The sequence below is a fragment of the Streptomyces sp. NPDC059816 genome (genome assembly GCF_042732055.1).
Lineage (GTDB): Bacteria > Actinomycetota > Actinomycetes > Streptomycetales > Streptomycetaceae > Streptomyces.
In genome coordinates, this window is the sequence record NZ_JBHWIQ010000036.1 from 18,385 (window position 1) to 43,399 (window position 25,015).

Sequence of the window (25,015 nt, forward strand, 5' to 3'; positions counted from 1 at the left end):
GGGGCCGGGGAGTCAGGGCCCGGGGGAGCGGACTCCGTCCGCGGCGGCCTCACGTTTCCAGTAGCCCGTGAAGTCGATCGCGGACTTGGGCAGATGACGGTCGCGGACGAGATGCCGGCGGATCTGCTGGACCGTCGACTGCTCGCCGGCCAGCCACGCGAACCACGCGCCGTCCGCCCAGGCCATCTCGCGAACGGCCGCCAGCAGCGCGCCGGGGCACGCCGGAGCGGACGGGCCCCGGGGGAGCCAGGCGACGTCGACTCCCGCGGGACCGTGCAGTTCCTGTGCATGGGCCGCGTGCTCGACGTCGATGAACACGCGCCCGCGCGCGTCGTCGGGAAGTTCCTCCAGCAGCCGCGCGATCGCGGGAACCGCCGTGTCGTCGCCGGCGATCAGCAGCCGGTCCGCGCCCACCGGAACTCCTCGGGTCTTGCCGGGACCGGCGATGTGCATCCGGTCTCCCGGCTCCACCGCACGAGCCCAGTTCGAGGCGACCCCGTCACCGTGGAGCACGACGTCGACGTCCAGTTCACGTCCGCGCGGGTCGTAGCGGCGCACCGTGTAGGCCCGGGCGATCGGCCGGCGTCCTTCGGCGAACGTCACCCGTCCGTCCTCGATGAGCGGCAGGACGGGCTCGCGCTCACCCGGATACGGGAACAGCAGCCGGATGTCGTCGTCGAAACCCGGCGACCTGAACGCCGGCCACGCGGTCCCGTCCGCGGAGGTGAACGCCCCCAGCTGGTCACCGGTCAAGGTCACGCGTCGCATTCCTGCCGTGACGTCGCCCGTCCTGGCGACGACCAGTTCCCGCAGGGCCACGGGAAACACGACCAGCGGACGCGCAGGGACGGACACGGAAGGACTCCTTGACGAGAGGGGGACATGGCCGTGAGATCGGGGCGTCAGATCGCCACAGGAGCCACTTAAGTAAGGCTAACCTTGCTTTTCGGCCAGCAGTTATCCTGAGATGCATGATCTATGGACTGACGGAATGACGGACCATGGGTGACACGGCCACGCGCCCTCAGCTCCCGATCGCACTGACTCCGCAGGTGCCGGCCGCTCGGGTGAGCTCACCGGGAAACGCGCGCGAGCCGTCCCTGCTGTGGATGCACACGGGGACCGCCCGCGTGCGGACGGCGACGGAACGTCATCGCCTCACGACGGGCCAGGGCGTCTGGTTGCCCGCCGGCGTCCCCTACGAGGTGGAGGTCGACGCCGGCTCCGTCGCGGTTCCGATCTTCCCCGCCGCCCGTTCCCGGTCGTCCGTGATCGATCGTCCTCTCCGCATCGACTTCCCCGGCAGCTGGTCCGCCTGGCTCACGTACCAGTTCGCCCGCAGCCTCGGCTATCTGCGCGGTACCGCGGACGACAGCGGGGTGCTCGACCTCGTGGCCAACGCGCGCCCGGCGGACCCGGCGCACGACAGCCGCAGCACGTTGCCCGCCCCACCACTGCCCGCCTCGCCCGAAGCCCTCGCCGTCGCGCGGACGCTGCTCCGGAATCCGGGCCACGGCGCCGGCATCGACGAACTGGCGGAGTCGGTCAGCATCGGCGTCCGAACGCTCCAGCAGCAGTTCCTCAACGAGACGGGACGACCGTTCGCCCGGTGGCGCACCGCCGCCCGGGTCGCCGCCGCGGCGGGCTACCTCGACCTCGGCCACGACATCGGCTGGACCGGTGGACAGGTCGGGTTCGCCACCCCCGCGGGATTCACGAAGGCCTTCCGCGCGCACTGCGGTGTCACACCCCGCGCGTACAAGGAACAGCACCGCAACGGACCGACCGGAATCCGGCCGTTCCCCAACCCCCTCGACGTGCAGATGGACGCCCGCACGCACCCGACAGCGGACGGCGGGGTGATCGGGAAGCCGCCGTCGATCCCGGCGTCACGGACCTGGAACCGGATCAGCGACTTCCATGTGCTCGTCTGGGCCTACCGCGGGACCGCACGGCTCGTCGTGGGGGGCCGCACGCACCGGTTGCGGCAGGGCGAGGCCGCCTGGCTCCCGGCCAAAGTGCCCAACAGCGTCACGCTCCCGCGCGGTGCGCTCCTGCTCCCGCTCGGCTCCCGTCCGGGGGTTTCGCCGGCCCTACCGACGGACGTCCTCGTCCGGAGCTTCCCCCCGCAGGTCGAGCGCCGACTCCTGCACACCGTCGTCGCCAACTACAGCTTCATCCGCCCCGAGGAGCACGATCCGAACGACATCACGCGACGCTTCCTCGAACCCTTCGCCGCGCCGCCCCTGCCCACCCGGGTCGGCGCATCGGTCACCCCGGCCGTCGGCCGGATCATCGACGAGCTCCGACGCGAACCCGCGAGTCGACGCACGCTCGCCCGGTGGGGAACGGAACTCGGGGTGGACGCCAAGACCCTCGGTCACGAGTTCGTCGGCGCCACCGGTCAGACCTACGTGCAGTGGCGAGCCCAGCTCCGCATGACCCTGGCCCGCCAGTACCTCGAAGAAGGCATGACGGTCGGCCGGGCCGCACGGGCACTCGGCTACGCGGACGCCTCCGCCCTCACCCGGGTCTTCACCCGCGCCCACGGGATGTCACCCCGCGCGTACCAACGCAACGGCTGGCAGCACACCGACGAAGGACTCATCCTCCGTTAGGCCCGCCACGACCACGGGCGCCGCCGCTGCGCGTTCTTCCCCGTACGGCGCACGAGGCCCATACTTCGCCGCGTGGCCACTTACAACAGCATCGGTGTGACCTACGCAGACACCCGGCGACCGGACCCGCGCATCGCCGCCAGAATCCATCAAGCCCTCGGCGACGCCGCCACGGTGATCAATGTGGGAGCCGGCGCCGGCTCCTACGAACCGTCCCGTACGGTGCTGGCCGTGGAACCCAGCTCGGTGATGATCGCCCAGCGTCCGGCCGGGTCCGCGCGGGCCCTGGAAGCCTCCGCGGAGTCGATCCCCGTTCCCGACGACTCGGCCGACGCGGCGATGGCCCTGCTGACCGTGCACCACTGGAGCGACCTGGAAGCCGGCATCGCGGAACTCCGTCGGATCGCCCGGCGACGGATCGTCGTCTTCACCTTCGACCACGACGTCAGCCGCAACTTCTGGCTGTCGGAGGAGTACCTGCCCGAGGCGGCCGCGGTGGACGAGGCGCGAGCCGTCGCGGTCGACCACCTGGTGACGCTGTTGGGGGGCGCCCGTGTCGAGACCGTGCCCGTTCCGCACGACTGCACCGACGGATTCCTCGCCGCCTTCTGGCGTCGACCCGAGGCCTACCTCGACCCGCAGGTCCGGGCGGGCATGTCGATGCTCGCCCAGACCCGGGAGGACGTCCTCCGGCCGGGGTTGACCCGGCTTGCCGAGGACCTGTCCTCCGGCCGGTGGCACCGACGCCATGCCGATCTGCTCGACCGCGAAGAACTCGATGTCGGCTACCGTCTCCTCGTAGCCGACCTGTAGGACCGATCGGGCCGCCGGACCGCACGCCCCGGCCTGCCGGAAGGCGGCGGTTCCACGGCCGGGTCGTCATCCGCGGCGCCTCCCGGCGTGCACAGACCTGTCCGTGTCGTGGAACCAGTGGGCGCGGAGGTCCACCGGCAGGCCGATGGGGTGCAGCGGGTCGGTGAGGCTGCGGAACAGGAACTCCGTGGCCGTACAAGCGAACCGTTGTCCCGCCACGGGTTCGGCCTCGGTGGCGTAGACGGGCCACCGGTCGGGGTCGGGGCCCTCGGTGATCCACGAGAATGACTGCTCGTGCTCGTTGCCCATCCACGGCACCAGTCCGCCCGGGGCGGGGAAGGGCGGATACGGCTCCCAGGACGCCTGGCCGTGCCTCGCCCCCCACTGGGTCCTCCGGATCAGGTCGTCCGGCATGAACACCTGGTGGAAGTCGGAGAACAGGCCCTTGCCGAACGTCTCCACGAGCTTCTTGTAGTCGCTCGGCAGCGGTGTTCCCAGCGACGATTCGACTGCGGGCCAGTCGATTCTCCCCACCGTCCTCGGTTCCCAGCCGGTCACGGCGACGAGTCGCTCCAACCAGGAGAGCCCTGGGGGCAGTTGCTCCGCGTCCGGTGTGCTGCGCGGGGCGATCACCAAAGCGGGTACACCGCCCGTGCCGCGGCCGGTCCGGCCGAAGGCGACCCACCGGTTGCTGAACGGCCAGGCGAACGTCCAGTCGACCCGCCCCGAGAAGGGGAGGGGCGGCAGCCGGTCGGTGCCGGCCAAGGGTTCGCCGTACCGCGCGGAGAGCTCCTCGACGAGGTCGCCCAAGTCAACGCCCCCGGAGACGGAGAGGCAGGTATGCCCCGGTGCGTGCCCCGGCTCCTGGCAGTTCAGGTCTTCCACGTCAGGCCACAGGGTCTTGAACACGGCGGTCAGAAGCCGTTCGTCGGTCATGTCGTCGAGTCAAGCACGCGCCACTGACGCCCAGTACGACTACGTCTTCGACCACTACGCCCTCCACGGCGCCGCTGCCTGGCACCACTGCGGGACGAGCCGCGCCGCGCGCAGCCGCATGAGGCGCCCTTCCGTGGTGCGACCCGGGACGGTCGGGGGCGAGCGAACCCTCCGGCCGTCCCGGGACGGGGGGCGATCTGCTGCACCGGACGCGCGCCGAGCCGGTGCGTTCACGATCGTCTGCCGTTGGCCGTCCCCACGTCGAGGACGGCCTTGCCCAGGACACGACGGGCAAGGAGCGCTTCGGCCGCTTCCGCAGCGTGCTCCCAGGAGCCGCGCCAGCCGATCTGCGGATCGAGCGCCCCGGCTTCGAGACGGCCCACGAGGTAGGCGAGGTCCGGGCCGAAACCCGGGTCGAAGCCGGGATCGCCGACCATGAAGGATTCGATCCGCTTGCGGACGCCGCCCAGTCGCTCCTGCTCGAAGTCGATGGTGGTCGGCTCGCGCGAGGCCATCCCGATGCTCTGGGCGCAGCCCCCGTCCTCCAGGAGGCCGAAGGCTTCGGCCAGTTGGGTGCCGCCCACGTTGTCCAGCACTCCGAAGACGGGTGCGGTGACGTTCTGCGGGCCGATGACGATCTCGTCGGCCCCGAGCTCGCTGAGCCCTTCACCCCGGGCAGGGCTGCCCACCGAGGCGATGACGTGTGCGCCGGCGTGGGCGGCGAGTTGCACCGCGAAGCGCCCGACACCGCCCGAGGCCCCCGTGATGAGGACGCGCCGGCCCAGTACCGGACCGAGTCGGCGCAGCGCTCGCAACGCGGTGACGCCTGCGGCCGGAAGCGCGCTCGCGGAGGCGAGGTCGACGGAGTCGGGGACGACGGCGAGGTCCGCGATGTTGGCGGCACGTTGCTCGGCCCAGGCCCCCGACGCCCATCCGAAGGTCACGACACGTGTGCCGGTGGGCGGACCGGAGCCATCGGCCGCGGCCTTGATGACGACACCTGCCGCGTCCATCCCGAGGACGCTGCCCGGTCGTGTGCGAGCGGCCTTGAAGGCGAGTTCCCCGAAGTTGAGCGAGACCGCGTGCACCTCGATCAGGGCTTGCCCGTCCTGCGGCACCGGCTCGGGAACGGCGCTGAGACGGAGACCAGCGGGTGCCTCCGGGGCATAGGTCAAAGCGTGCATGCTGCTCCTCATGAGTGTGCAGAGTGTGCCGAGTGCGGTGAGGGCGCGCCGGGCGGGGTGCATGGGTCGGAACGGCAGGTCGGCGTGGCAGCGTTCGGGGAGCGGAACGCGCGTGGCGGGAACGCCGATGCCCTGCTCGGTCCTTCGTGATCCATCGTGGAAGCACGCGCGCCGTCTGTCCAAGAGGTGCTCTCATAACCATCGGTCATGGATGTCCACGTCCGGAATCCGTGCGTCGCCGTCGCCGTCGCCGTCGCGGTCGTCCAGGAGCCCAGCCGCACCCGAGCCGCGAACGATCGCTGCTCGGAGGGGGCCTGACCCCTTCGACGCACCCGGGGCGCCCGCGGTCAGAGCAGGCCGTGGTCGCGGGCGTACAGGGCGGCTTGGGTGCGGTCGCGCAGCTGGAGGCGGCTGAGGATGCGGGAGATGTGGTTCTTGACGGTTCCCTCGCTGAGGAAGAGCCGGGAGGCGATCTCCCGGTTGGTCGAGCCGCCGGCGATGAGGCGCAGGACGTGCACCTCGCGTTCGGTCAGGGTCCCGGCGGGCACCACAGGGCCGCGCGCCACCGGGGCCACGGCGAGCCCGGCCAGCACCGAGGCGTCCAGCTGGGCCACCCCGGCACGGGCGAGACGGACGGAGCGGGCGAGTTCGGCGGAGGGCAGGTTCTTGAGCAGGTACCCGACGGCCCCCGCCCCGAGCGCGCGGGCGACGTAGTCCCGGTCGTCGAAGGTGGTCAGCATGACGACCCGACAGGAGGGCACCCGCGCGGTGAGCACGGCGGTGGTGTCGATGCCGTCCATGCCCGGCATCCGCACATCGACCAGAGCGACGTCCGGCCGGTGCGTGACGGCGGCCTCGACGGCCCCGGGCCCGTCGCCCGCGGTGGCCACGACGGTGACGCCCGGCTGGACGCCCAGCAAGGAGGCGATCCCCTCCCGGACGAGTTCCTGGTCGTCGACGACCAGGACCCGCACCACGTCGACCACGTCCTCGTGCCCGGCGGGCGGCTCCCCGGCGAGCCCCGGGCCGCTCACCCGGTGCTCCCCGAAGCGGGCGGTCGGCGCGGGACCGTGACGGTGACCACCGCGCCCCGGGTCGGATGACCGTCGATGTCCACGCGCCCGCCCAGGAGTTCGACCCGTTCGCGCATGCCGCGGATGCCGAAACCCGTACGGCCTCGGTGCGCGGCCTCGGCGGTGGTGAAGCCCCGGCCGTTGTCGGTGACGGTCAGCCGGGCCGTGGACTCACCGTAGGCGGCCGTGACGTCGATACGGGTCGCCCGCCCGTGCCGCCAGGCGTTGGTGAACGCCTCCTGGGCGGACCGGTACAGGGCGGTGAGCGATCCGGCGTCGTACCCGCCCTCGTCACCGGTGGTGCGCAGGGTCACGGTGAGTCGGTCGTCACCGAGGTGGCGGGCCAGGTCGGTGAGCGCGCGGTTCAGGGAGAAGGGCCGGGCCTCCCGCAGTGCTCCGACGGACTCACGGACCTCCGTGAGCGCCCGTCCCGCTGACCAGCGGGCGTCCGACACCGCCTTGGCCGATGCCTGCGGGTCGAGTGTCCGGAAGACCTCCGCCTTCTCCAACTGCACGGCGATCGCGGTGAGATGGTGGCCGAGGCTGTCGTGGATCTCCCGGGCGACCCGGTTGCGCTCATCGGCCGTGGACAGCTCCGCCACCCGCAGCGCGTACCGGGACAGCCGGTCGTGCGAGCCGGCCAGTTCGGCCAGGACGCCTTCCAGCCGTTCCCGCCCCTGCTGCTCCCGTACCGCGACGGAGGCCATCGACAGGGCCAGCGCCAACCCCAGGCCGAGCATCAGCAGGTCGGAGACGTACTCGGCCCGCATCCACCACCGGGGCACCCACACCGCGTAGCCGCCGATCAGCAGGGCGACGCACCCCGCACCGGACACCAGCCCGGCCCGCCGGCCGAGGGCGAGACGGGCGGTGAACGGCACCAGGACGAACAGGGCCCGGGAGACGCCCGAGCCGTCCAGCACGGCGACCACGGCGAACAGCACGAGACGGACGGTCAGCAGGGTCCCCGCGGTCCGGGCGGGGGCGCCGGTCGGCCAGCGCCGCCGTTCGACGGCTTCGAGGGCGAGCAGCAGGACCAGTCCCGCCACGAATCCCGCGGTGCGTGCGACGTGCACGGGCCCGGGGGAAACGGCGGTGTGGTAGGTCCCGCCGGCCAGGACCACCCCGTACAGCACGGGCGCGATCCACGGCACGGCGGTCGGTGGCGAGGCCATGAGTTCCCCCTCCGGTCACTGCTGCTGCGGACGTTACGGGACTGCTGCCGCCGGGCGCGCGGTTCCGTTCCTCATGTGGCCACAGGTCATGTGCCGATCGGCACAAGGTGGCCACCGCGGGGGTGCCGGAAGCCGGGGGAGGACTGGCCGCCCCACACTCCTCGGCGTCGCACCACCCGGCCTACGTTCTGCCGGGAACCGGGGCCGCGCGCATCGGCGCACGGCCCGACCGACCGAAGGAGCCCCGCACCCATGTCCCGTAGGAAGCACCGGCGCCGTCTCCTCGCCCTGGCCCCCGCGCTGCTCGTGGCCGGCCTCCTGCCCGCGGCCGGAGCGCACGCCACGGGCGCCGCCTGCGCGGCGCACCGACTGCGCGTCCCCGGCGCCGAGCGCGTGCTCGGCCACTGCCCCGACGACCTGACCACGGCCGGCCTCCTCCCGCTCGGCCTCACCCACCCGGCGGACTACCAAGGGCTCCAGGCGTCGAACACCGTCAACCCCGCGCCCGCGCCCGTGCCCGGTGTCCAGCTCGACGGTTACTTCCCGGACACCTCCACCACCAACACCCACCACGGCTGGAACCACGACAGCCAGTTCGTGATCCGGCTCCCGGAACGCTGGAACGGCGGCCTGGTCGTCGCCGGCCCGCCCGGAACCCGCCGCCAGTACGCGAACGACCGGACCATCAGCGACCAGGTGCTGGCGCGGGGCTTCGCGTACGCCGCCACGGACAAGGGCAACACCGGTCCCGAGCTGTACCGGGACGGCACGGAGCCGGGCGACGCGATCATGGAGTGGCACCACCGGTTCACCCAACTGACCCTCGCCGCCAAGAAGGTGGCCGCCGGTCACTACGGCCGCCTGCCCGCCCGGACCTACGCCGCCGGTCTCTCCGCCGGCGGGTACCTGGTCCGCTGGCAGATCGAGCACTTCCCGCGCCTCTACACGGGCGGCGTCGACTGGAACGGTCTGCTCTTCACCCGGGACGCGCCCAACCTGCTGACCCATCTGCCCCCCGCCCTGCGGGCCTACCCCCGTTGGGAGCGGAACGAGCCCGGCGCGGCGGGGGCCATGTACGCCGCCGGGTACCCCGAGGGCTCCGAAGCGCTGTGGAAGGCCCACTACCTGACCCAGTGGGACACGCTGCAACGCGCCGTCCGGGAAGAGGTCGACCCCGAGTACGACGGCCCCGTCCAGGGGGGCACGCCGTTCTGCCCCGAGGGGACCGGCGCGGGCTGCGACACCGACTACGACTACGGCTCCCGGCCCGACAGCGTCCACGACACGGTGGAGCGGATCTCGCTGACCGGCCGCATCACCCGGCCGCTGATCACCCTCCAGGGCACCCTCGACGTGATGTTGCCGATCACCCGGACCGGCGACCTGTACGGCCGGATGGTCAACGACTCCGGCCGTGGCGCCCTGCACCGGTACTACCGGATCCAGGACGGCACCCACGCCGACGGATACCACGACCTTGCGCCCCGGATCGTCCGGCCGATGCAGCCCTGCTTCACCGCGGCCTTCGACGCGCTGGTCGCATGGACCACCCGCGGCGTCACCCCGCCGCCCGGTGGCACCGTCCCCCGGCTCGCCGACGGCACGGCCACCGACTGCACCCCCTGACGTCCTGAGGGACCGTGTCGAGGGCCAGGTCACGGGGGCGTCGGTCCCAGGGTGCGAATCGCCAGATCGATCGCGGCGGCCAGCCGGTCGGGGGCATGGCCGGCGCGTTCGCGCACTCGTAGTCCGAGCACCGCGGTGAACAGCAGTTCCACGGCGTCTTCGATGTCGAGGTCCGCGAAGAGTTCGCCGCGGTCACGGCCCTGGGCCAGCGCCGCGCGCAGGGCCTGCCGAGTGGATTCGAACGCGGCCTCGGTCCGCTCAGTGACCTCCTCGTCCGTGGTGCCCAGTTCGGTGGCGGTGTTGACCACGAAACAGCCATGGCCCGAACTGCCGTCGGGCGGGCACGTCACCAGCCAGAGCAGCCACTCCCGCAACACCTCGCGGACCGGACGGTCGGAGGCGTCCAGCCGGTGCCGGGCCTCAGCCGACTCGGTGGCCCGGTAGTGGTCAAGCGCGCGCAGGAACAGCGTGTGCTTGTCCGTGAAGGTGCGGTACAGGCTGCTGGGAGTGAGCCTCAGCTCGTCGCCCAGGTCACGCACCGAGGTCGCGTGGTAACCGCGACGCCAGAACAACTCGGTCGCCGAGGTGACCGCGTCCGTCTCGTCGAACTGTCGTGGCCGTGCCATGTGATCACCCTACCCAGCTTGCGGAACGATCGCTCCCATACTACCTTCCTCAATTCGGGAGCGAGTGCTCCCGAATTGATGAAGGAGGTTGCTTTGGCGACCGCAGAACAGACCCCGGCCCCGACACGGGAACCGGAAGTCCCGAAGAGAAGCAGATGGATGGCGGTCTCCGCGGTGGCCCTGGGCACCTTCCTGCTGGTGACCGCCGAGCAACTCCCGATCGGCCTGCTGACCTCCGTGGGGTCCGCGCTGTCGGTCTCCGAGGGGACGGCGGGACTGATGGTGACGGTGCCCAGCATCGTCGCCGCCCTAGCGGCTCCGCTGGTGCCGATGCTCGTCGGGGCGATGGACCGACGCCTCCTGCTGCTCGGACTGATGACCCTGATGACCGTGTCCAACCTGGCCACCGCCCTGGCGCCCAACTTCGCCGTGCTGGTGGGCTCCCGGGTGCTGGTCGGCATTGCGATCGGCGGGTTCTGGGCGGTCGCCAGCGGGCTGGCCGTCCGGCTCGTCGCCCCAGCGGACGTGCCGCGGGCCACTGCCGTCATCTTCGGCGGCGTCGGAGCCGCGAACGTGTTCGGTGTTCCGCTCGGCACCCTGCTCGGTGACCTCACCGGCTGGCGCATCGCCTTCTCCTCGCTCAGCGCCCTGGCCCTCGTCACCCTGATCGCCCTGCTGGCCGTACTGCCGGGGCTGACCGCCTCTCAGGCCATCCGGCCCAAGCTGCTGATGGAGCAGTTCCGCAACCCGGGCGTGCGCGTCGGCATCATCGCGACCGTGCTCATCGTGTTCGGGCACTTCGCCGCCTACACGTTCGTCAGCCCGGTACTCCAGGAACTGTCCGGCATCGACGAACGCTACGTCGGCCCGCTGCTCTTCGGATTCGGCGTGGCCGGCATGATCGGCAACTTCGCCGCCGGCGCGGCGCTCTCCCGGCAGGTGTACCGGAGCGTGCTGATCACCGCCGTGGCCCTGGCGGTGGCGATGCCGGTCTTCCTGCTGCTGGGGCAGACCGTGGTCGGCGGCGCCGTTCTGCTGGCCGTCTGGGGTCTGTCCTACGGAGGCGTCTCCGTGGGCCTCCAGACCTGGATGATCAAATCCGCCCCGCAGGCCGTGGAGGCGGCCTCCTCGCTGTGGGTGGCGGTGTTCAACCTGTCCATCGGCCTTGGCGCGCTGGTCGGCGGCGTCATGGTCGACACCCTCACCCTCCAGAGCGTGCTGTGGCTCGGTGGCGCCTGCGCCCTGTTCGCCGCCTTGGCCATCCGGACCGCCCGCACCAACGAGGCCCTGCGATGACCGACACCGTCACCGCCCCCTGCTGTCCTGATCCGCCGCGCAGGTGACGACGGTCGTTCCGGGCGGCGGGACCGCGATAGCTTTCCTGCGAACTCGTCGCGAACAGTCGGGAACTATGCACGGGGGCGTCGCGACTCCTTAGACATGGCACTTGACGAGAGGGCCGAGGGTTGGCAGCGGGACGACACGATGGTGTTCATCTGCCAGCAGTGCCGTCCCGAAGCCGGGCAGCAGTGGGTACGGGAAGCCCGCCGACGCCTGTACGGGTTGGTGGCGAAGGAATCCCTGACGGTCACCGTGTCGGGGTGCGTGCGCACCTGCCCCGAGGACGGGGTGGCCGTCGTCCTCGCCGGCCCGCACGGCCGGTGCCACCAATGGTCCGTGCCACCGAACGCGTCGGACGCCGTCCGCATCCTGCGCGGTCACCTCTCACCTCGGCCCACGGCGAGCGCCCGTGCCCACCAGGGCGGTGAACGATGAGCGCCCGCCGTACGTCCGCACCGCAGCCACCGTCAGAACCACGGTTACGTCCGATCCCCCGGGAGGAGCGTGTCCATGACTGAGTCGTACACGATGCTCCTGCGCACCCCCCAAGTCCCCGCAGTGCTCGGGGCCGGCGCCCTGGCACGACTGCCGGTGGGCATGTACGGGCTCGGACTGCTCTTCCTGGCGCACGAAACGACGGGATCGCTCGGCGCGGCCGGCGCGGTCGGGGCCGCCGCAGGGGCCGGATACGCCGTCGTCGGCCCCGCCTTCGGGAGGGCGGCCGACCGGCACGGACCGGTGCGCCCCCTGCTGGCCGCCACGGCGATCAACGCCTGCGCCTTCGGGGTCTGCCTCACGGTGGCCGCCCTGACCCCGTCGGTGTGGATGCTCGGCGCAGCCGCCTTCCTCGTGGGAGCGTCGATCCCCCCGGTCGCCTCCTGCCAACGCGCACTGTGGCCCAAGCTGCTCGACGAACAGCGGCGGGAGACCGCGCTCGCCCTGGACTCCCTCCAACTGGACGCCTTCCTCATTCTCGGCCCGCTGCTGGTGACCGCGCTGTCCGCGGTGGCCGGCCCGGCCGTCGCGGTGGGCGTCACCGCCGTCCTCATCGCCGTCGGCACGGTCGTCTTCGCCGCCCTGCCCGCCTGCCGCACCGCCCGCCCCGCGGGCACCAAACGCGGCCTGGGCCCCCTGCGTTCGCCGGGGTTCCTGCTCCTGCTGGCCACGATCGCCGCCACCGGAGCGGCACTGGGCGTCGTACGCGTCTCCCTCATCGGCTTCGCCGACGCCTTCGGCGACGCCTCGTGGGGAGGGGTGCTGTACACGGCCATCGGCATCGGCAGCGCCCTCGGCGGACTCTGGTACGGCAGCCGCAGCTGGTCGGCGCCGGTGGAACGCCGGTACGTGGTGCTGCTGGCCCTCTACGGGGCCTGCGTGCTACCGCTGCTGGCCGGAACCGGCACGGCGGTCATGTTCGGGCTGGCGATCCTCACCGGGATCGCCCTGACACCCGCGACCATCGGCGAGTTCGCCCTGATCGGCCGCTGCGCACCTGCGGCCACCGTCACCGAGGCGTTCGCCTGGGCGACCACCGCGACCTTCGCGGGGAACGCCGCCGGCACCGGCGCGGGCGGCTGGCTCGTCCAACACGTCCACTGGAGGGCGGGCATCGCCGTCGCGGCGACGCTCCTCCTCATCGCAGCGGTCGCCGCCCTGTGGCGCATCGACCTGCTGCGCCCCCGAACTCCCTTGCCGTCGTGAGACGCGCGAGGGTGACACGACCGTCCGAGCAGGAGAGGAGGTGACCGGCCATGGCGAAGATCAAGATCCAGGTCCGCTCCAAGAAGACCCGCGGCAACCTGCTGTCGAACCACCCGGCCTAATCGGCTGAGCGGCGGGGTGCGGGGCGATGCTGCCCATCGACCCGCACCCCGTCACCGGTGCCCCACACAGCGCTCCAAGGAGAAACGGTATGAAGCTTCGCCGAACTCGCAGCCTCATCGGATATTGGCACGAAGGCGAATTCGTCCTTGAAGACTACCTGACCACCAAGTCCTCCGACGTGGAGGAGGACAACGCGGTCGTCATCGACGAAACGGCGTTGCTCCTGCTGCACCGCTTCGACGACTGGACGGACCCGGAGTCGGTTCTGGACGCCCTGCCCGACTACGACCCGGAGTCCGTCCGGGACGCCATCGGCGCGCTGGCGGAAGCCGGACTCCTGCACACACCGGAACAGGCCCAGCGGGAGGACCACCTCGCCGAGGAGTGGGCCAACTGGAACGAAGAGGCCCGCTTCTTCCACTTCGGCACCAAGGACGCCGTCTACATCGGCGACGACGACGAGCACCGCACCGCGGCCGCCGCCGTCGCGCTGGAGAGCGGCCCGCCGCCCGCCGTCTTCAAGAGCTATCCCGACGCCCCCCGGGTGCGGTTGCCCCGGGCCTTCCTGCCGCTGCGCCGGGACTTCGACGACGTACTGCTGGCCCGGCGCACGCACCGGGAGTTCACCGGCGACCCCGTCACGCTGCGGGAACTCGCGACGGTGCTGCACTACACCTTCGGCCCGATGTACTTCGTGGACGCCCGTGAGTACGGCACGCTCATGATGCGCACCAGCCCCGGCGGCGGTGCACGCCACGAGATAGAGGCGTACGTGGGCGTGCTCAACGTCGAGGGCGTGGCACCGGGCCTCTACCACTACAACGTGGAACAGCACGCGCTGGAACTGATCGACCCCGACTTCACGGCCCAGGACGTCGACCGCCTCGGCTTCGGCCAGCAGATGGCGGTCACGGCGGGCTTCGTGACGTTCCTGACCGCACTGGTGTCCCGGGCCGCCTACAAGTACCGGCACCCGCGCACCCTGCGGATGATCCTGCTGGACGCCGGGCACCTCGCGCAGACGTTCGCCCTCGTCAGCACGGCGACGGGCCTCGGCCCCTTCCAGACCGCCGCGTTCCGCGACAGCGAGGTCGAAGCCGCCCTCGGCATCGACGGCATCTCCGAGACCGCCCTCTACCTGATCGGTGCGGGACACCCGTCCGGCCCGGTCGACGGGCATCCGATCGACATGAGCGTCGCCGCCTCACCCCGCTGACTCACCGGCCGGCGCCGATCGACGCGTCAGTGACCGGCCGGAGCACCACTCTTCACCAGAACGGACGGGTCGCATGCCCAAGACAACCAGACCACTCACGACGGCCCTGGTGCTGACGGCACTCTGCCTCTCCGGGTGCGGAGAACCCGCGGGACGGGACCCCTCCTCGGCGTCCACCACGGACGCCAAGCCCTACGGGAAGCGCACGGTGGTGGACTGCACCGGGCACGAGTCGACCTTCCGGGCGCCGCCGGCCCGGGTCGCCACCGTGACCTCCAGCGTCCTGGAAATGCTGCTCTCCCTCGGTCAGAAGGAGAGGATCGCGGGCATCCAGGCAGTGTCCCCGGGGGCGTTCCCGCCCGAACTGGAGGACGACGCGAACGGTCTGCGCACCCTGTCGGGCGCGTACAAGCCGAAGTCCTACGCGCCCGTTCAGAAGGAGCAGCTGCTGAGCGTGGACCCCGATCTGGTCGTGGGCGGCTGGTCCTCGAACTTCGACGCCGGCCTCGGCGCACTGAGTCAGCGACAGCTCGCCCAGCGGGGCATCAACGCGTACTACGCCTTCAGCACGGCCTGCGAGAAGGCGTCCGAGGCTCCGGTCACCGACTTCGCCTCGGTCTACCGGGACCTGGACAACTACGGCCGGATCTTCGACGCGGAGCCCCGGGCCGACGCCCTGGCCTCCGGCATGCGCGAGCAGATCGCCACGGTCCGGGACGCGGTGGGCCCGGCGGAACCGGTCAGCGTCTTCGGCTTCGAGTACGAGGAGGGCACCCAGACCCCCTACGCCGAGGGCAACCGGAACCTCGCCAACGCCGTGATCACCCAGGCGGGCGGCAAGAACATCTTCTCCGATGTGAACGACACCTACGAGAAGGTGAGTTGGGAACAGGTCGCCGCCCGCAACCCCGAGGCGATCGCCATCGTCGTCTACGGCAAGGACACGAAGGCCCAGTTCGACGAGGTCGTGCGCGAGGCCGAGCGGTTCCTCACCGGTTTCGCGCCGCTGGACGACGTGACCGCGGTCAAGGAGCGCAACTTCATCCCGGTGACCTACGAGGAGTACGCCATCGGCAGCGTCCGCAACGCCGACGCGGTCGTCGACCTCGCACGGGAACTCCACCCCGGCCGCCTCGACTGATGTCCCGCACGAAGACCGGGCCGCCCACCGCTCTCGGCGACCGGGCCGCGCGTCGCCGGACGGGCTGGGCGATGACCGTACTCGTCCTGTGCGTACCCCTGTTGTCCCTGCTCGCGCTCGTGGTCGGCTCCGTCTCCATCCCCGCGCCACAGGTCCTGGAGATCCTCGTCCACCGGCTCACCGGAGTGGGCGACCCGCACGGCTGGACGCTGGTGCAGGACGGCATCGTGTGGGACCTCCGGCTGCCGCGCGTCCTGCTCGCCCTGCTGATCGGCGCCGCGCTGTCCGTCGTCGGAGTCGTCGCCCAGGCCCTGGTGCGCAATCCGCTCGCGGACCCCTACCTGTTGGGCACCTCCTCGGGGGCCGCGCTCGGCGCGGTCGCCTCGATCGTCCTGGGCGTCGCCCTCTTCGGAGGTGCCTCGACGGGCGTGGCGGGCTTCGTCGGCGCCCTTGCCGCCCTGCTCGCCATCTACGCCTTCGTGCGGCTGACCGGGGAGTTCTCGCCCACCAGGTTGCTGCTCGCGGGGGTGGTGGTGGGTGCGGGACTCTCCGGGATCACCAACTACCTCATCTTCCAGGCCCAGGATCCCGGCAAGACCAACTCGGCGCTCTTCTGGCTCCTCGGCAGCCTGGCCGGCGCCACCTGGAGCCAACTTACCTTTCCAGCCGTGGCGTTGGTCATCGGTTTCGTCTACCTCATGTCGGGGGCCCGCCAACTCAATGCGATGCTCCTGGGCGACGAGACCTCCGCGAGCGTGGGAGTGGACCCGCAGCGCCTGCGCGTGACGCTCTTCGTCGTCGCCGCCCTCCTCACCGGGCTGACGGTGTCCCTCTGCGGGTCCATCGGGTTCGTGGGGCTGATCGTCCCCCACATCGCCCGGCTGCTGGTGGGCAACGACCACCACCGACTCCTCCCGATGTCGGCCCTGCTGGGCGGACTGTTCCTGCTCGCGGTCGACATCGTGTGCCGTACCGTCATGGCCCCCCAGGAACTCCCGGTCGGCGTCATCACCAGCGTGATCGGCGCCCCGCTGTTCCTCTTCCTGATGGGTCGCCGCGGGGTCCGACTGGAAGGATCGTGAGGATGGGTGACGGTGCGCTGGTCGTCGACGGGGTGTCCGTCTCCATCGGCTCCGTCCGGGTGGTGACGAGGGCCGCCCTGGAGGCACCCGCGGGCACCCTGATCGGGCTGATCGGACCGAACGGCGCCGGGAAGTCCACCCTGGTCCGGACGGTCTACCGCCATCTACGGCCGCAGAGCGGCGCGGTGCACGTCGACGACCAGGACGTCTGGTCGATGAAGCCGCGCTCCGCCGCACGACTGATCGCCGGCGTGCCGCAGGAGACCCGGGTGACCTTCGACGTCACCGTCGAGGAACTGGTGGCGGTGGGCCGGACCCCCCATCTGCGGCCGCTCCAGGCACTGGGCCGCGACGACCTCGAACGGGTCCGTGCCGCGATGCGGCGCACCGGCGTTGACCAGCTGGCGGACCGCTCCGTGACCACGCTCTCCGGCGGCGAGCGCCAACGCGTCCTCCTCGCACGTGCGCTGGCCCAGGCGGCAACCGTCCTCGTCCTGGACGAGCCGACCAACCACCTCGACCTCGCGCACCAGGAGGAGCTGATGCGCATCGTCCGCCAGCAGGGGCTCACCACGGTCATGGCCATGCACGACCTGAACCTCGCCGCCGAGTACTGCGACCAGCTCGTCGTCATGCGCGGGGGCACGACCGTGCGGCACGGTGAACCGGCGCGGATCATCACGCCCGAGATGCTGCGCACCGTGTTCGGAGTCGAGGCCGACGTCATCGACCACCCGCGCAGCGGTCGGCCCCACATCGTCCTCGCCGGCCGCAGTCCCGAACACGGTGACACCTGAGCGGTCCTGTCAGTGCCGTGGCCCATACTCGTGCCGCGGCGTCACTCGGAGGCCGCAGCGCGAAGGGGAGTCATGGCCGAGGTACTGGTCTTCCACCACGGACACGGGCTGACCGCCGGCGTGCGCGGGTTCGCCGAACGGCTGCGCCGGGCCGGGCACACCGTCCACCTCCCGGACCTGTACGAGGGGCGGCTGTTCGACAGCCTCGGGGACGGCATCGGCCATGCCGAGGCCGTCGGGTTCGACACGATCACTGCACGCGGAACCACCGCCGCCGAGGGGCTGCCCGCGGAGCTCGTCTACGTCGGCTTCTCGCTCGGTGTCCTCCCGGCGCAGCGACTGGCCCAGACGCGCCCCGGCGCGAAGGGCGCGTTGCTGTTCGAGGCGTGTTTCCCGCTCGCGGAGTTCGGCGGCGCCTGGCCCGGGGACGTCCCGGTCCAGGTCCACGGCATGGACGCGGACCCGTTCTTCGCCGGGGAGGGCGATGTGGACGCCGCCCGCGCGCTGGTCGAGACGGCGACGGACGCCGAGCTGTTCCTCTACCCCGGTGACGAGCACCTGTTCACCGACAGCAGCCTGCCGTCCCACGACGCCGTGGCCGCGGCGCGGGCCGAACACCGGGCGCTCGGCTTCCTCGACCGCCTCGCGTAGGGGGTGCGTGGAGCCCGCTCGGCGTCGTCAGGCCGGTGCCGGTGGCCCTTCAGTGTCGGATCAGCCCGCCGATGGGGACGGCGGCGACGTGCCCGGTGGCCGGAAGCGTCCGGGCCAGGGCGAGGCCGATGTCGACCAGCGAGGACCGGCGCAGGTCGGCGACCCGGGGGAGGGGGGTCCAGACCGACTCGGCGGTTTCGCCGTTCGGCTCGGGCCGGAGCCGGCCGCCGGTGATGCGGACCTGGTAGAAGACGCCGACGTTCTGGTGCTCGGGCAGCCCGGGGGAGGGGCGCTCGGCCGGGGGAATCACCCTGGAGTCCACGCCCAGCAGCCGTTCGACCACCGCGTCGCAGCCGGTTTCCTCGGCGACGGCCTGGGCGGCGCCAGGAGTGCCAAGGGGGCGCAGTGGTCTGCCGCACCACTCGTACGCACCGACGTTCCCCGCACACTTCCGCGTCCTGCTGAGGTCGTTCTCCAATGCCAACTACTCCACTAGCGTGGGCACATGACGCGGCATCACCATCGGGAAAGACCATGGCGGGTGAGGGTCGACGACGACCAGGGCGTGCCTTGGGGCGCGGGCGTGCTACTCGACGGGCGGGCCGTCCTGACGGCTGCGCACGTGGTCCAGGACGCGGGCGCCCACCCCGGAGGGCCCGCGACGCGCGTCCGCGTGCGGAGCACGGTGTGCCGTCCCGAGTGGACCCGTACCGCCCGCGTGGCACCCGGCACCTGGGTCTACCACAGCGGGACGCGGCGCGGGGACGTGGCCCTGCTCGAACTGGACGAGCCGGCCGACTGCGACATCCGGACCGAGCTGTGGAAGGTGCCCATCTCCGGTGGCAGGGTGCGTGTCTACGGCTTCCCGGACGTCGATTCGTACGGCGTCGGAGTGGACGCCGAACTGGCCGGGTCCGGTGGCCGCGAAGGGGAGCGGGGGCTGCTCAAGCGGGTGAGCGAAGGCGATCCGTGGATCGAGCCGGGCTACTCGGGCGCCGGAGTGATGGCCCTCGACGGGGAGTTCGCCGGCCGGGTGATAGGCATCGTGATCGCCAGCTACGTCAACGAGGAAGCCAAGGCGGCCTGGATGCTGCCGACCGAGACGATCCTGTCGTACCTGCCGGGGCTCGGCGCGATCTCCGGTGGCAACGGCATCACCGACTTCGGCCCCGCCGACCTGCCCGGGCCCGATCTCGACGATCCGCTGCAACTCGCCCTGACCCGGGAGCTGACCCGACTGTGCGAAGGCGACCGGTCGGGCACCTTCCTCGTCGGCACCGGCAGCGCGACCGGCGCGGGCTCCTCGTGGCTGGTGCGCCTCGCCCGCACGTCGGGCCCCGCCGGCCGGACCGCTGCGGAACTCGATCCGCGCACGAGGGCGCCCAGCGGCACCGTCCTCGGCTTCGGCACCGTCGACGCCGCCTTCGACGCACGGGGCCGCTCCACCGACGACGCCTGCACGTACCTCGCGGGGCGGTTCGGCTTCGGCACCCGGGGTGGTGTCGCCGAACTGGTGCGCGACCTGCTGCACCGGCGGCCACCCCCCTGTCTGATGGTGGACGGCGTCGACCGGGCCGCCGACCCCTCCCGGCTCGTCACGGAACTCCTCGCCCCCCTGGCCCTGCGCGCACGCTCACGCGGACTGCGGCTCGTCCTCGGCTTCGAGGGGGCGCCGCCCGAAGACCTCGCGTACGACGTGCACCTCGACCCGACGCCCCTGCCCGCGGGCGAGCCGGCGCGGCCGGCCACCGAGGAGCAGGCCCGGGCGGCGGTCGAGCGGCTGGCCGCAGCCGAGGAGCAAGCCCGGGAGCTCCAACGGGCCCTGGGGACGACGTTCCTGGCGCCGCCCCGTCTGCCGCCGGGCCGGGCGCCCCGCTTGGCCGTCCGCCTCGCCGTCGCCCGGGCCACGCACCCGAACGCCGAGATCGCCGCCGTCGAGCAGGACGCGGAGGCCGCCCACGCCGCCGTCACCCGTTACGTCGACCTGCTGCGGGAGATGGAAGGGGAGCACGAGGACCTCACCGTCTCCCTGGACCTGCACCGGGTGCGCGCCGCCCGCCTGGTCGGGGCCGAGGACCTGCGGCTCGGCGAACTGTACGTGGCCGCGGCCACGGCGCTGCAACGGGTGCCGGTCGACCTCGCGGCGGCCCGGCGGCGGGTCCCCCGCTACATCGGGGCGGTCGACCAGCGGATCGGAGAAGGTCACCGGAGTCAGGGAGGTTGAGGCGATGGCGGTGTGCAAGCGCCCCGCATGCGGGCTCGGCACCATCGACGCACAGGGATTCTGCACCGCCTGCGACAGGGAGCCGCTGCCGCCGGAGGCAGAGCCCGTGGCGGCGCCACCGAAACCGGCGGCCGCCGGGGTGGAGCAGGTGCGGCCGGACCCCTGGTACGGCCTCACCCTGGTCGACGACCTCCCGATGCCGGACACGGCCCGCACCGAGGAGCAGTCGCCGCAGACGGGCAGCGGACCGCTGTCCGAGGAACACCGATTCTGTGCCAACCCCGGGTGCGGGCGGCCCGTCGGGCGCGGCCAGGACGGCCGCGCGGGCCGGATCGCCGGGTTCTGCTCGCACTGCGGCACGCTCTTCGACTTCAACCGGGTCGTCGGCCTCGTCATCGCCGGCCGCTACGAGGTCCGCCGCCTGGTCGGCCAGGGATCGTACGGCGCGGCGTACCTCGCGCACGACCGCAACCTCGACACCGAGGTGGTGGTGAAACAGTTGCGCACCTCGCTCACCCGGTCCGACCGGGAACGCGATGCGCTGGTCGGGCTCCGGCACGACGCGATCGTCCGCATCCTCGGCTACGAGGAGGAGCACGGGCGCAGCTATCTGGTGCTGGAGTACGTCCCCGGCACCGCGCTGTCGAAACGGCGGGGCGACCGGCTCCAGACGCTGCTGGCACACGGCCTGCGCCTGCTCCAAGCGCTCGACTACCTGCACGGCCGCGAGCTGCTCCACTGTGACGTCAAGCCGTTGAACATCATCCGCTTCCACGAGACGGGCCCCGCAGGTCCGCTCGACCGGGTAAGACTCATCGACTTCGGCGCGGTGCGCTCCGTCACGGACCGCTCGCCGATGGCCGAGTTCACCGAAAGGTACGCGCCGTTGCGAGGGGACGCGGAGTACACGGACGGACCCACCCCCGGGTTCGACCTCTACGGCCTCGGCATGACGTTGAAGGAGGCGTCCCGCGAACACCTGGAGGATCCGTCCGCCCCGGGGGTGCGCTCGCTCGCCCTGCTCCTGGAGCGCGCCACCCACGTCAACGGGCCGACCTGGCGGTTCACCTCCGCTCGGCAGTTCGGTGAGCAACTCAGCGGTGTCATCCGGCAGGTCGTGGCGACGCCGCCGACCGGCCGTCGGGTGGCCCGCTCCTCGGCGCTCTTCGGCCCGCTCAACGAGTCGCTGCACGGCGGCATCGGCGCGGCCCGGCCGCTCGGCCACTGGATCGACGCGACGGTGGAACCGGGCGGCGGCGTGACCGGCATCGAGCCCGGGTCGCCCGGCGGCGTGCGCCTGGCCCTGCCGCCGTCGTTCTCCGCCCCCAGCCCGCGGGCGATCGCGGCGGCCCTGCCGATGCCGCTCGGCGACGCCGACGACCGTGCGTTGACCGCCGACGTCGTCGGCCACCTGGCCGAATGCCGGCGCTTGCTGCGCGCGGCGGACACCGAAACGGCGGGGCAGGTCTTGCAGGGCGTACCGCTGCCCGACGGGCACTGGCTGCGCGACTGGTACGAGGCCCTGCTCGCGCTCACTCGACCGGAACCGGACGTGCCGGGCGCCGAGTCCCACTTCACCCGGGTGCGCGGCGCGCTGCCCGGCGAGCTGATCCCGCAGCTCGCCCTCGGGCTGTGCGCGGAATGGGCCGGCGACCACCCGGTCGCCGAGGCGCACTACGCCACCGCCTTCGCCACCACCCCGGCGCTCGGAGCGGCCGGCTTCGGCCTGGCCCGCATCGTGTGGCGCAGCGGCGGTGCCGAACAGGCGGTGCGGATCGTCGGCGAACTGTCGCAGGAGATCCGCTTCGAACGGGCGGCGCGCGTCGCCGCCTTCCGGCTCTCCGTGGCGCGGCTGGGACCGGGTGCCGACCCGGACGAAACGGCCGGAGTCCGCGCACTGCTCGACCGACTCGACGGGGACGACGCCGAACATGCCGCTCTGACAGCCGAGTTGGCAACTGCGGAGTTCCAGGTCACCGGTGATCGGCTGGCCTTGTCGGAGGCGGTCCGGGCGCTGGCGCGACATTCCGTCACCGAGCGGGAGTTCGTCGCCCTGGTCGATCTCGCCAACCGACTGAGACCCGAACCGCGCTGGCCCTGGTCCGTACGGCCAACCCGCGGGGCGGCGCACATGAATCGGCGTAGCCGTTCCCGTTCCTGAGCGCAGGCGCTACGCTCCCGCTAGCCTGAGCGGGCACCCACGGTACACAGTGCGGTTCGGCGGCGACGAGGGGGTCGTGAGGACCGATGGGGGACTCATCGCGTGCGGCGCTGACCTTCACGTTGGAGAAGGACTTCTCACCGGACCTGGCGTTCGACGCCACGCGGGCCGACGTACTCGTCACGGTGTGCGCCCGCGCAGACGACGAAAGCGCCGCGGGCGCCGCGGGGAGCCCGACACCCGGCGCCGAGGTCTTCATCATGGACCGATCACTGTCGATGGCCGGGCTCGGCAAGCTCGACGAGGCCAAACGTGCGATCTGCGCCGCCATCGACGCCCTGCGCGACGGCACCCTGCTCGGGATCGTGGCGGGCCACCACGAGGCCGCCGTGGTCTACCCGCCCAGCGGGCGTCTCGTGCGCGTCGACGCCGCCCGCAAACAGGAGGCGAAGGCCCATGTCGCCGCCCAACTGACGGGCGGTGGAACGGCGATCGGGACGTGGCTGGACTGTGCCCGTCAGCTCTTCGAGACCTCGACCGCAGCCGGCGCCGTGCGCCACGCCGTGCTCTACACCGACGGCAGGGACGAACACGAGAGCCCCGAGGAGCTCGACGCCGTCCTCGCGGCCTGCGCCGACCGGTTCACCTGCGACGCCCGCGGACTCGGCGAGGACTGGAACTACCGCGAACTCCACCGCATCACGGAGGCGTTGCACGGAACCGCCGCGGCCGTCATCGACATCGCCGACCTCACCCAGGACTTCGTGCACCTGGTGGAGAAGGCGCAGAGCATCGTCGTGCCCCGCGTCTACCTGGGGGTACGGATCCACGAACAGCTCGACCTGGGGTTCGTCCAGCAGACCCGTCCCGTACAAGCCGATCTGACGCCCGGACCGGCCGACCGCGGGGAGGAGATCCACATCCCGCTCGGCGCCTGGTCCCCGGGGGTCCGCCAGTACCAGATCTCGCTGCGTTTCCCCTTCGGGGCGCTGCCCGTCGAGGAGCAGCTGCACGCCGCCCACCTCACGCTCTACAGCGAACCGTCCGACGGCCGGGGACGGGTGCCCTGCGCAGCGGTGGAATCCCTCACCCTGCGACGTCGTTCCAATCCGGCCTTCCGGATCCCCGTGTCCACCGACTTCACCCGGGTCGAGACGGAACGGGAACTCGGCATGGCGATGCGGGCCTGCGCGGACGCGCACCAGCAGCAGGACCGGGCCCGGGCCGACCAGGAACTGCGCCTCGCCCTGCGGCTCGCCGAAGAACTCGGCGACGAACAGCGCTTGCGCTTGCTGCGCGCCGTGGCGGACACCACCTCCGACGGCCGGGTGATCGTACGGCCGGACGTGTCGCGCGGGGCGATGCAGCAACTCGGGCTCGACTCGACGCGCACCGGTCCCCCACCCGTGGACGCGGTCGAACAGGTCGTCCCCGCGGCTGCGGGGGAGGGACCCGGCCGTTGCCCGAACTGTAGTTCGCCGCTCGTGTCGCGCGCCGCCCACTACTGCGAACAGTGCGGTCACCGCCTCGACGGCGGCCGTGCCGGGAACGTCGGATGAGCCCCCCGTCCGCAGGGGCGTCCGCCTCCGACCCACGGCGTCGGCCGGCCGGGGTGTGGCGGAGGCTGCGCGGTGCGCATCCGGTCCGGGTGCTGCGCTGGCTGCGCGGGAGCGTCCTGGCCATGGTGTGCGCGACGGCCGTCGTCTACCTCGCGGTGTCCACCAACGGGGGGAAGGAGATCACCTCCGTCCGGGACACCTATGCGGCGATCGACGACATCGGCGACGCCCAACACGCCGTGCAGCAGGCGGACGGGGCGCTGGAGCGCGCCAGCCGGACCGGTCAGTTCGCGCTGATCGGCACGGGCACGGAGTTCGCCAACGCGACCGCACGCATCAGCACCCTCGTCACGGCCGCCGCCCAGGGCAATGCGGCCGGAGCCACCGGACGCAAGCAGATCCAGTTCGTCCAGGGGCAGTTGACCACCTGTCTGGCACTCGCCGCCACGGCGGTCCGCGACTATCCGCGCAGCGGCCGGGCGGGCGTGGACGCCGCGCGCGGCGCGCTCACCGCCCCACGACTCGTCGACCCCGACACCCGCCGGCCCATTTCCGGAACGGGGGGACTGCTGGCCTCCCTCCAGGACCTGGAGGCGATACAGGACAGCGCTCTGGCCCGGCGACAGAACGACGGTTGGCTCGACCCCGTCCAACTCTGGGGCCTGGCCTCGGCCCCGCCGCTCCTCATGCTGGCGCTGGTCCTCGCCACCGCGCGCGTCCTGGCGCGCCACTTCCACCGCCACGTCGGTCTGCGGTTGGTGGGGGCGTTCTTCGTCACCGCGGCCGTCGCCGGTACCTCCGCGGCGCTGATCGCGTGGGACGAGGACCGACTGGCCGCCCATCCGACCGCCGGGCACCCCGTGGCCATGGTCCTGGCGCTCCTGGCCCTGGTGGTGGCCGGCGTGCTGAACCACGTTGCGTACCGTCCGCGGCTCGCCGAGTACAAGTTCCCGCGGCCATGACGACAC

22 protein-coding genes are annotated in these 25,015 nt (G+C 72.0%); 15 read left to right on the forward strand and 7 right to left on the reverse strand.

Annotation, left to right across the window (positions count from 1 at the left end):
- Positions 1-12 precede the first annotated feature (12 nt).
- A complete protein-coding gene (locus ACFV88_RS32580; protein ID WP_385495720.1) occupies positions 13-855 on the reverse strand; it encodes a siderophore-interacting protein in 843 nt (280 codons plus the stop codon).
- 212 nt (positions 856-1,067) lie between these two features.
- Here ACFV88_RS32580 and ACFV88_RS32585 point away from each other — a divergent pair, with 212 nt between their 5' ends.
- Together ACFV88_RS32585 and ACFV88_RS32590 are read left to right on the forward strand one after the other, a co-directional pair.
- On the forward strand, positions 1,068-2,618 hold the full coding sequence (locus ACFV88_RS32585) for a helix-turn-helix domain-containing protein (protein WP_385495721.1): 1,551 nt from the start codon (positions 1,068-1,070) through the stop codon (positions 2,616-2,618).
- Positions 2,619-2,690: 72 nt separating this feature from the next.
- A complete protein-coding gene (locus tag ACFV88_RS32590) occupies positions 2,691-3,431 on the forward strand; it encodes a class I SAM-dependent methyltransferase (protein WP_385495722.1) in 741 nt (246 codons plus the stop codon).
- Between the two features lie 66 nt (positions 3,432-3,497).
- Here ACFV88_RS32590 and ACFV88_RS32595 read toward each other — a convergent pair whose 3' ends face one another.
- From ACFV88_RS32595 to ACFV88_RS32610, 4 genes are all read right to left on the reverse strand, one after another.
- Positions 3,498-4,367 carry a hypothetical protein gene (locus ACFV88_RS32595; protein WP_385495723.1) on the reverse strand — a complete coding sequence of 290 codons (870 nt, stop codon included), beginning with the start codon at positions 4,365-4,367 and terminating at the stop codon, positions 3,498-3,500.
- A gap of 230 nt (positions 4,368-4,597) precedes the next feature.
- The gene (locus ACFV88_RS32600; protein ID WP_385495724.1) at positions 4,598-5,551 is read right to left on the reverse strand and encodes a zinc-binding dehydrogenase; all 954 of its coding nucleotides are present in this window, start codon (positions 5,549-5,551) and stop codon (positions 4,598-4,600) included.
- 347 nt (positions 5,552-5,898) lie between these two features.
- Positions 5,899-6,585, reverse strand: coding sequence for a response regulator (locus ACFV88_RS32605; RefSeq protein ID WP_385495725.1), 687 nt, complete (start codon positions 6,583-6,585; stop codon positions 5,899-5,901).
- Positions 6,582-7,799 (reverse strand): sensor histidine kinase, encoded by a 1,218-nt coding sequence (locus tag ACFV88_RS32610; RefSeq protein WP_385495726.1) that lies wholly within the window; start codon positions 7,797-7,799, stop codon positions 6,582-6,584. Before ACFV88_RS32610 ends, ACFV88_RS32605 begins: the two co-directional genes overlap by 4 nt.
- A 252-nt stretch (positions 7,800-8,051) precedes the next feature.
- On the opposite strand from ACFV88_RS32610, the gene ACFV88_RS32615 reads away from it, so the two are divergent.
- The gene (locus ACFV88_RS32615) at positions 8,052-9,425 is read left to right on the forward strand and encodes a tannase/feruloyl esterase family alpha/beta hydrolase (protein ID WP_385495727.1); all 1,374 of its coding nucleotides are present in this window, start codon (positions 8,052-8,054) and stop codon (positions 9,423-9,425) included.
- 29 nt (positions 9,426-9,454) lie between these two features.
- Here ACFV88_RS32615 and ACFV88_RS32620 read toward each other — a convergent pair whose 3' ends face one another.
- Entirely contained in the window at positions 9,455-10,051 is a 597-nt protein-coding gene (locus tag ACFV88_RS32620; RefSeq protein WP_385495728.1) for a TetR/AcrR family transcriptional regulator, read from the reverse strand.
- Between the two features lie 159 nt (positions 10,052-10,210).
- Here ACFV88_RS32620 and ACFV88_RS32625 point away from each other — a divergent pair, with 159 nt between their 5' ends.
- The 8 genes from ACFV88_RS32625 (at position 10,211) to ACFV88_RS32660 (ending at position 18,103) form a co-directional block, all read left to right on the forward strand.
- Positions 10,211-11,347 carry an MFS transporter gene (locus tag ACFV88_RS32625; protein WP_385495730.1) on the forward strand — a complete coding sequence of 379 codons (1,137 nt, stop codon included), beginning with the start codon at positions 10,211-10,213 and terminating at the stop codon, positions 11,345-11,347.
- A 144-nt stretch (positions 11,348-11,491) separates the two neighbouring features.
- The gene (locus tag ACFV88_RS32630) at positions 11,492-11,827 is read left to right on the forward strand and encodes a hypothetical protein (RefSeq protein WP_385495731.1); all 336 of its coding nucleotides are present in this window, start codon (positions 11,492-11,494) and stop codon (positions 11,825-11,827) included.
- 75 nt (positions 11,828-11,902) lie between these two features.
- A complete protein-coding gene (locus ACFV88_RS32635) occupies positions 11,903-13,093 on the forward strand; it encodes an MFS transporter (protein ID WP_385495732.1) in 1,191 nt (396 codons plus the stop codon).
- 211 nt (positions 13,094-13,304) lie between these two features.
- The gene (locus ACFV88_RS32640; RefSeq protein WP_385495733.1) at positions 13,305-14,432 is read left to right on the forward strand and encodes a SagB/ThcOx family dehydrogenase; all 1,128 of its coding nucleotides are present in this window, start codon (positions 13,305-13,307) and stop codon (positions 14,430-14,432) included.
- A gap of 73 nt (positions 14,433-14,505) precedes the next feature.
- Positions 14,506-15,573 (forward strand): ABC transporter substrate-binding protein, encoded by a 1,068-nt coding sequence (locus ACFV88_RS32645; protein ID WP_385495734.1) that lies wholly within the window; start codon positions 14,506-14,508, stop codon positions 15,571-15,573.
- Positions 15,573-16,655: a FecCD family ABC transporter permease gene (locus ACFV88_RS32650; RefSeq protein WP_385495735.1), complete on the forward strand. Its 1,083-nt coding sequence runs from the start codon at positions 15,573-15,575 to the stop codon at positions 16,653-16,655. Before ACFV88_RS32645 ends, ACFV88_RS32650 begins: the two co-directional genes overlap by 1 nt.
- Before the next feature lie 2 nt (positions 16,656-16,657).
- The gene (locus tag ACFV88_RS32655; protein WP_385495736.1) at positions 16,658-17,452 is read left to right on the forward strand and encodes an ABC transporter ATP-binding protein; all 795 of its coding nucleotides are present in this window, start codon (positions 16,658-16,660) and stop codon (positions 17,450-17,452) included.
- A 72-nt stretch (positions 17,453-17,524) separates the two neighbouring features.
- Complete coding sequence (locus ACFV88_RS32660; RefSeq protein ID WP_385495737.1) at positions 17,525-18,103, forward strand: dienelactone hydrolase family protein; 579 nt, start codon at positions 17,525-17,527, stop codon at positions 18,101-18,103.
- Between the two features lie 49 nt (positions 18,104-18,152).
- Here ACFV88_RS32660 and ACFV88_RS32665 read toward each other — a convergent pair whose 3' ends face one another.
- Positions 18,153-18,587, reverse strand: coding sequence for an NUDIX hydrolase (locus ACFV88_RS32665; RefSeq protein WP_385495738.1), 435 nt, complete (start codon positions 18,585-18,587; stop codon positions 18,153-18,155).
- A 21-nt stretch (positions 18,588-18,608) separates the two neighbouring features.
- Here ACFV88_RS32665 and ACFV88_RS32670 point away from each other — a divergent pair, with 21 nt between their 5' ends.
- The 4 genes from ACFV88_RS32670 to ACFV88_RS32685 all read left to right on the forward strand — a co-directional run bounded on the left by ACFV88_RS32670 (position 18,609) and on the right by ACFV88_RS32685 (position 25,009).
- Positions 18,609-20,327, forward strand: coding sequence for a trypsin-like peptidase domain-containing protein (locus ACFV88_RS32670; protein WP_385495739.1), 1,719 nt, complete (start codon positions 18,609-18,611; stop codon positions 20,325-20,327).
- A gap of 4 nt (positions 20,328-20,331) precedes the next feature.
- On the forward strand, positions 20,332-22,488 hold the full coding sequence (locus ACFV88_RS32675; protein ID WP_385495740.1) for a tetratricopeptide repeat protein: 2,157 nt from the start codon (positions 20,332-20,334) through the stop codon (positions 22,486-22,488).
- An 86-nt stretch (positions 22,489-22,574) separates the two neighbouring features.
- On the forward strand, positions 22,575-24,047 hold the full coding sequence (locus ACFV88_RS32680; RefSeq protein ID WP_385495741.1) for a VWA domain-containing protein: 1,473 nt from the start codon (positions 22,575-22,577) through the stop codon (positions 24,045-24,047).
- Positions 24,044-25,009, forward strand: coding sequence for a hypothetical protein (locus ACFV88_RS32685; RefSeq protein ID WP_385495742.1), 966 nt, complete (start codon positions 24,044-24,046; stop codon positions 25,007-25,009). Before ACFV88_RS32680 ends, ACFV88_RS32685 begins: the two co-directional genes overlap by 4 nt.
- Positions 25,010-25,015 lie beyond the last annotated feature (6 nt).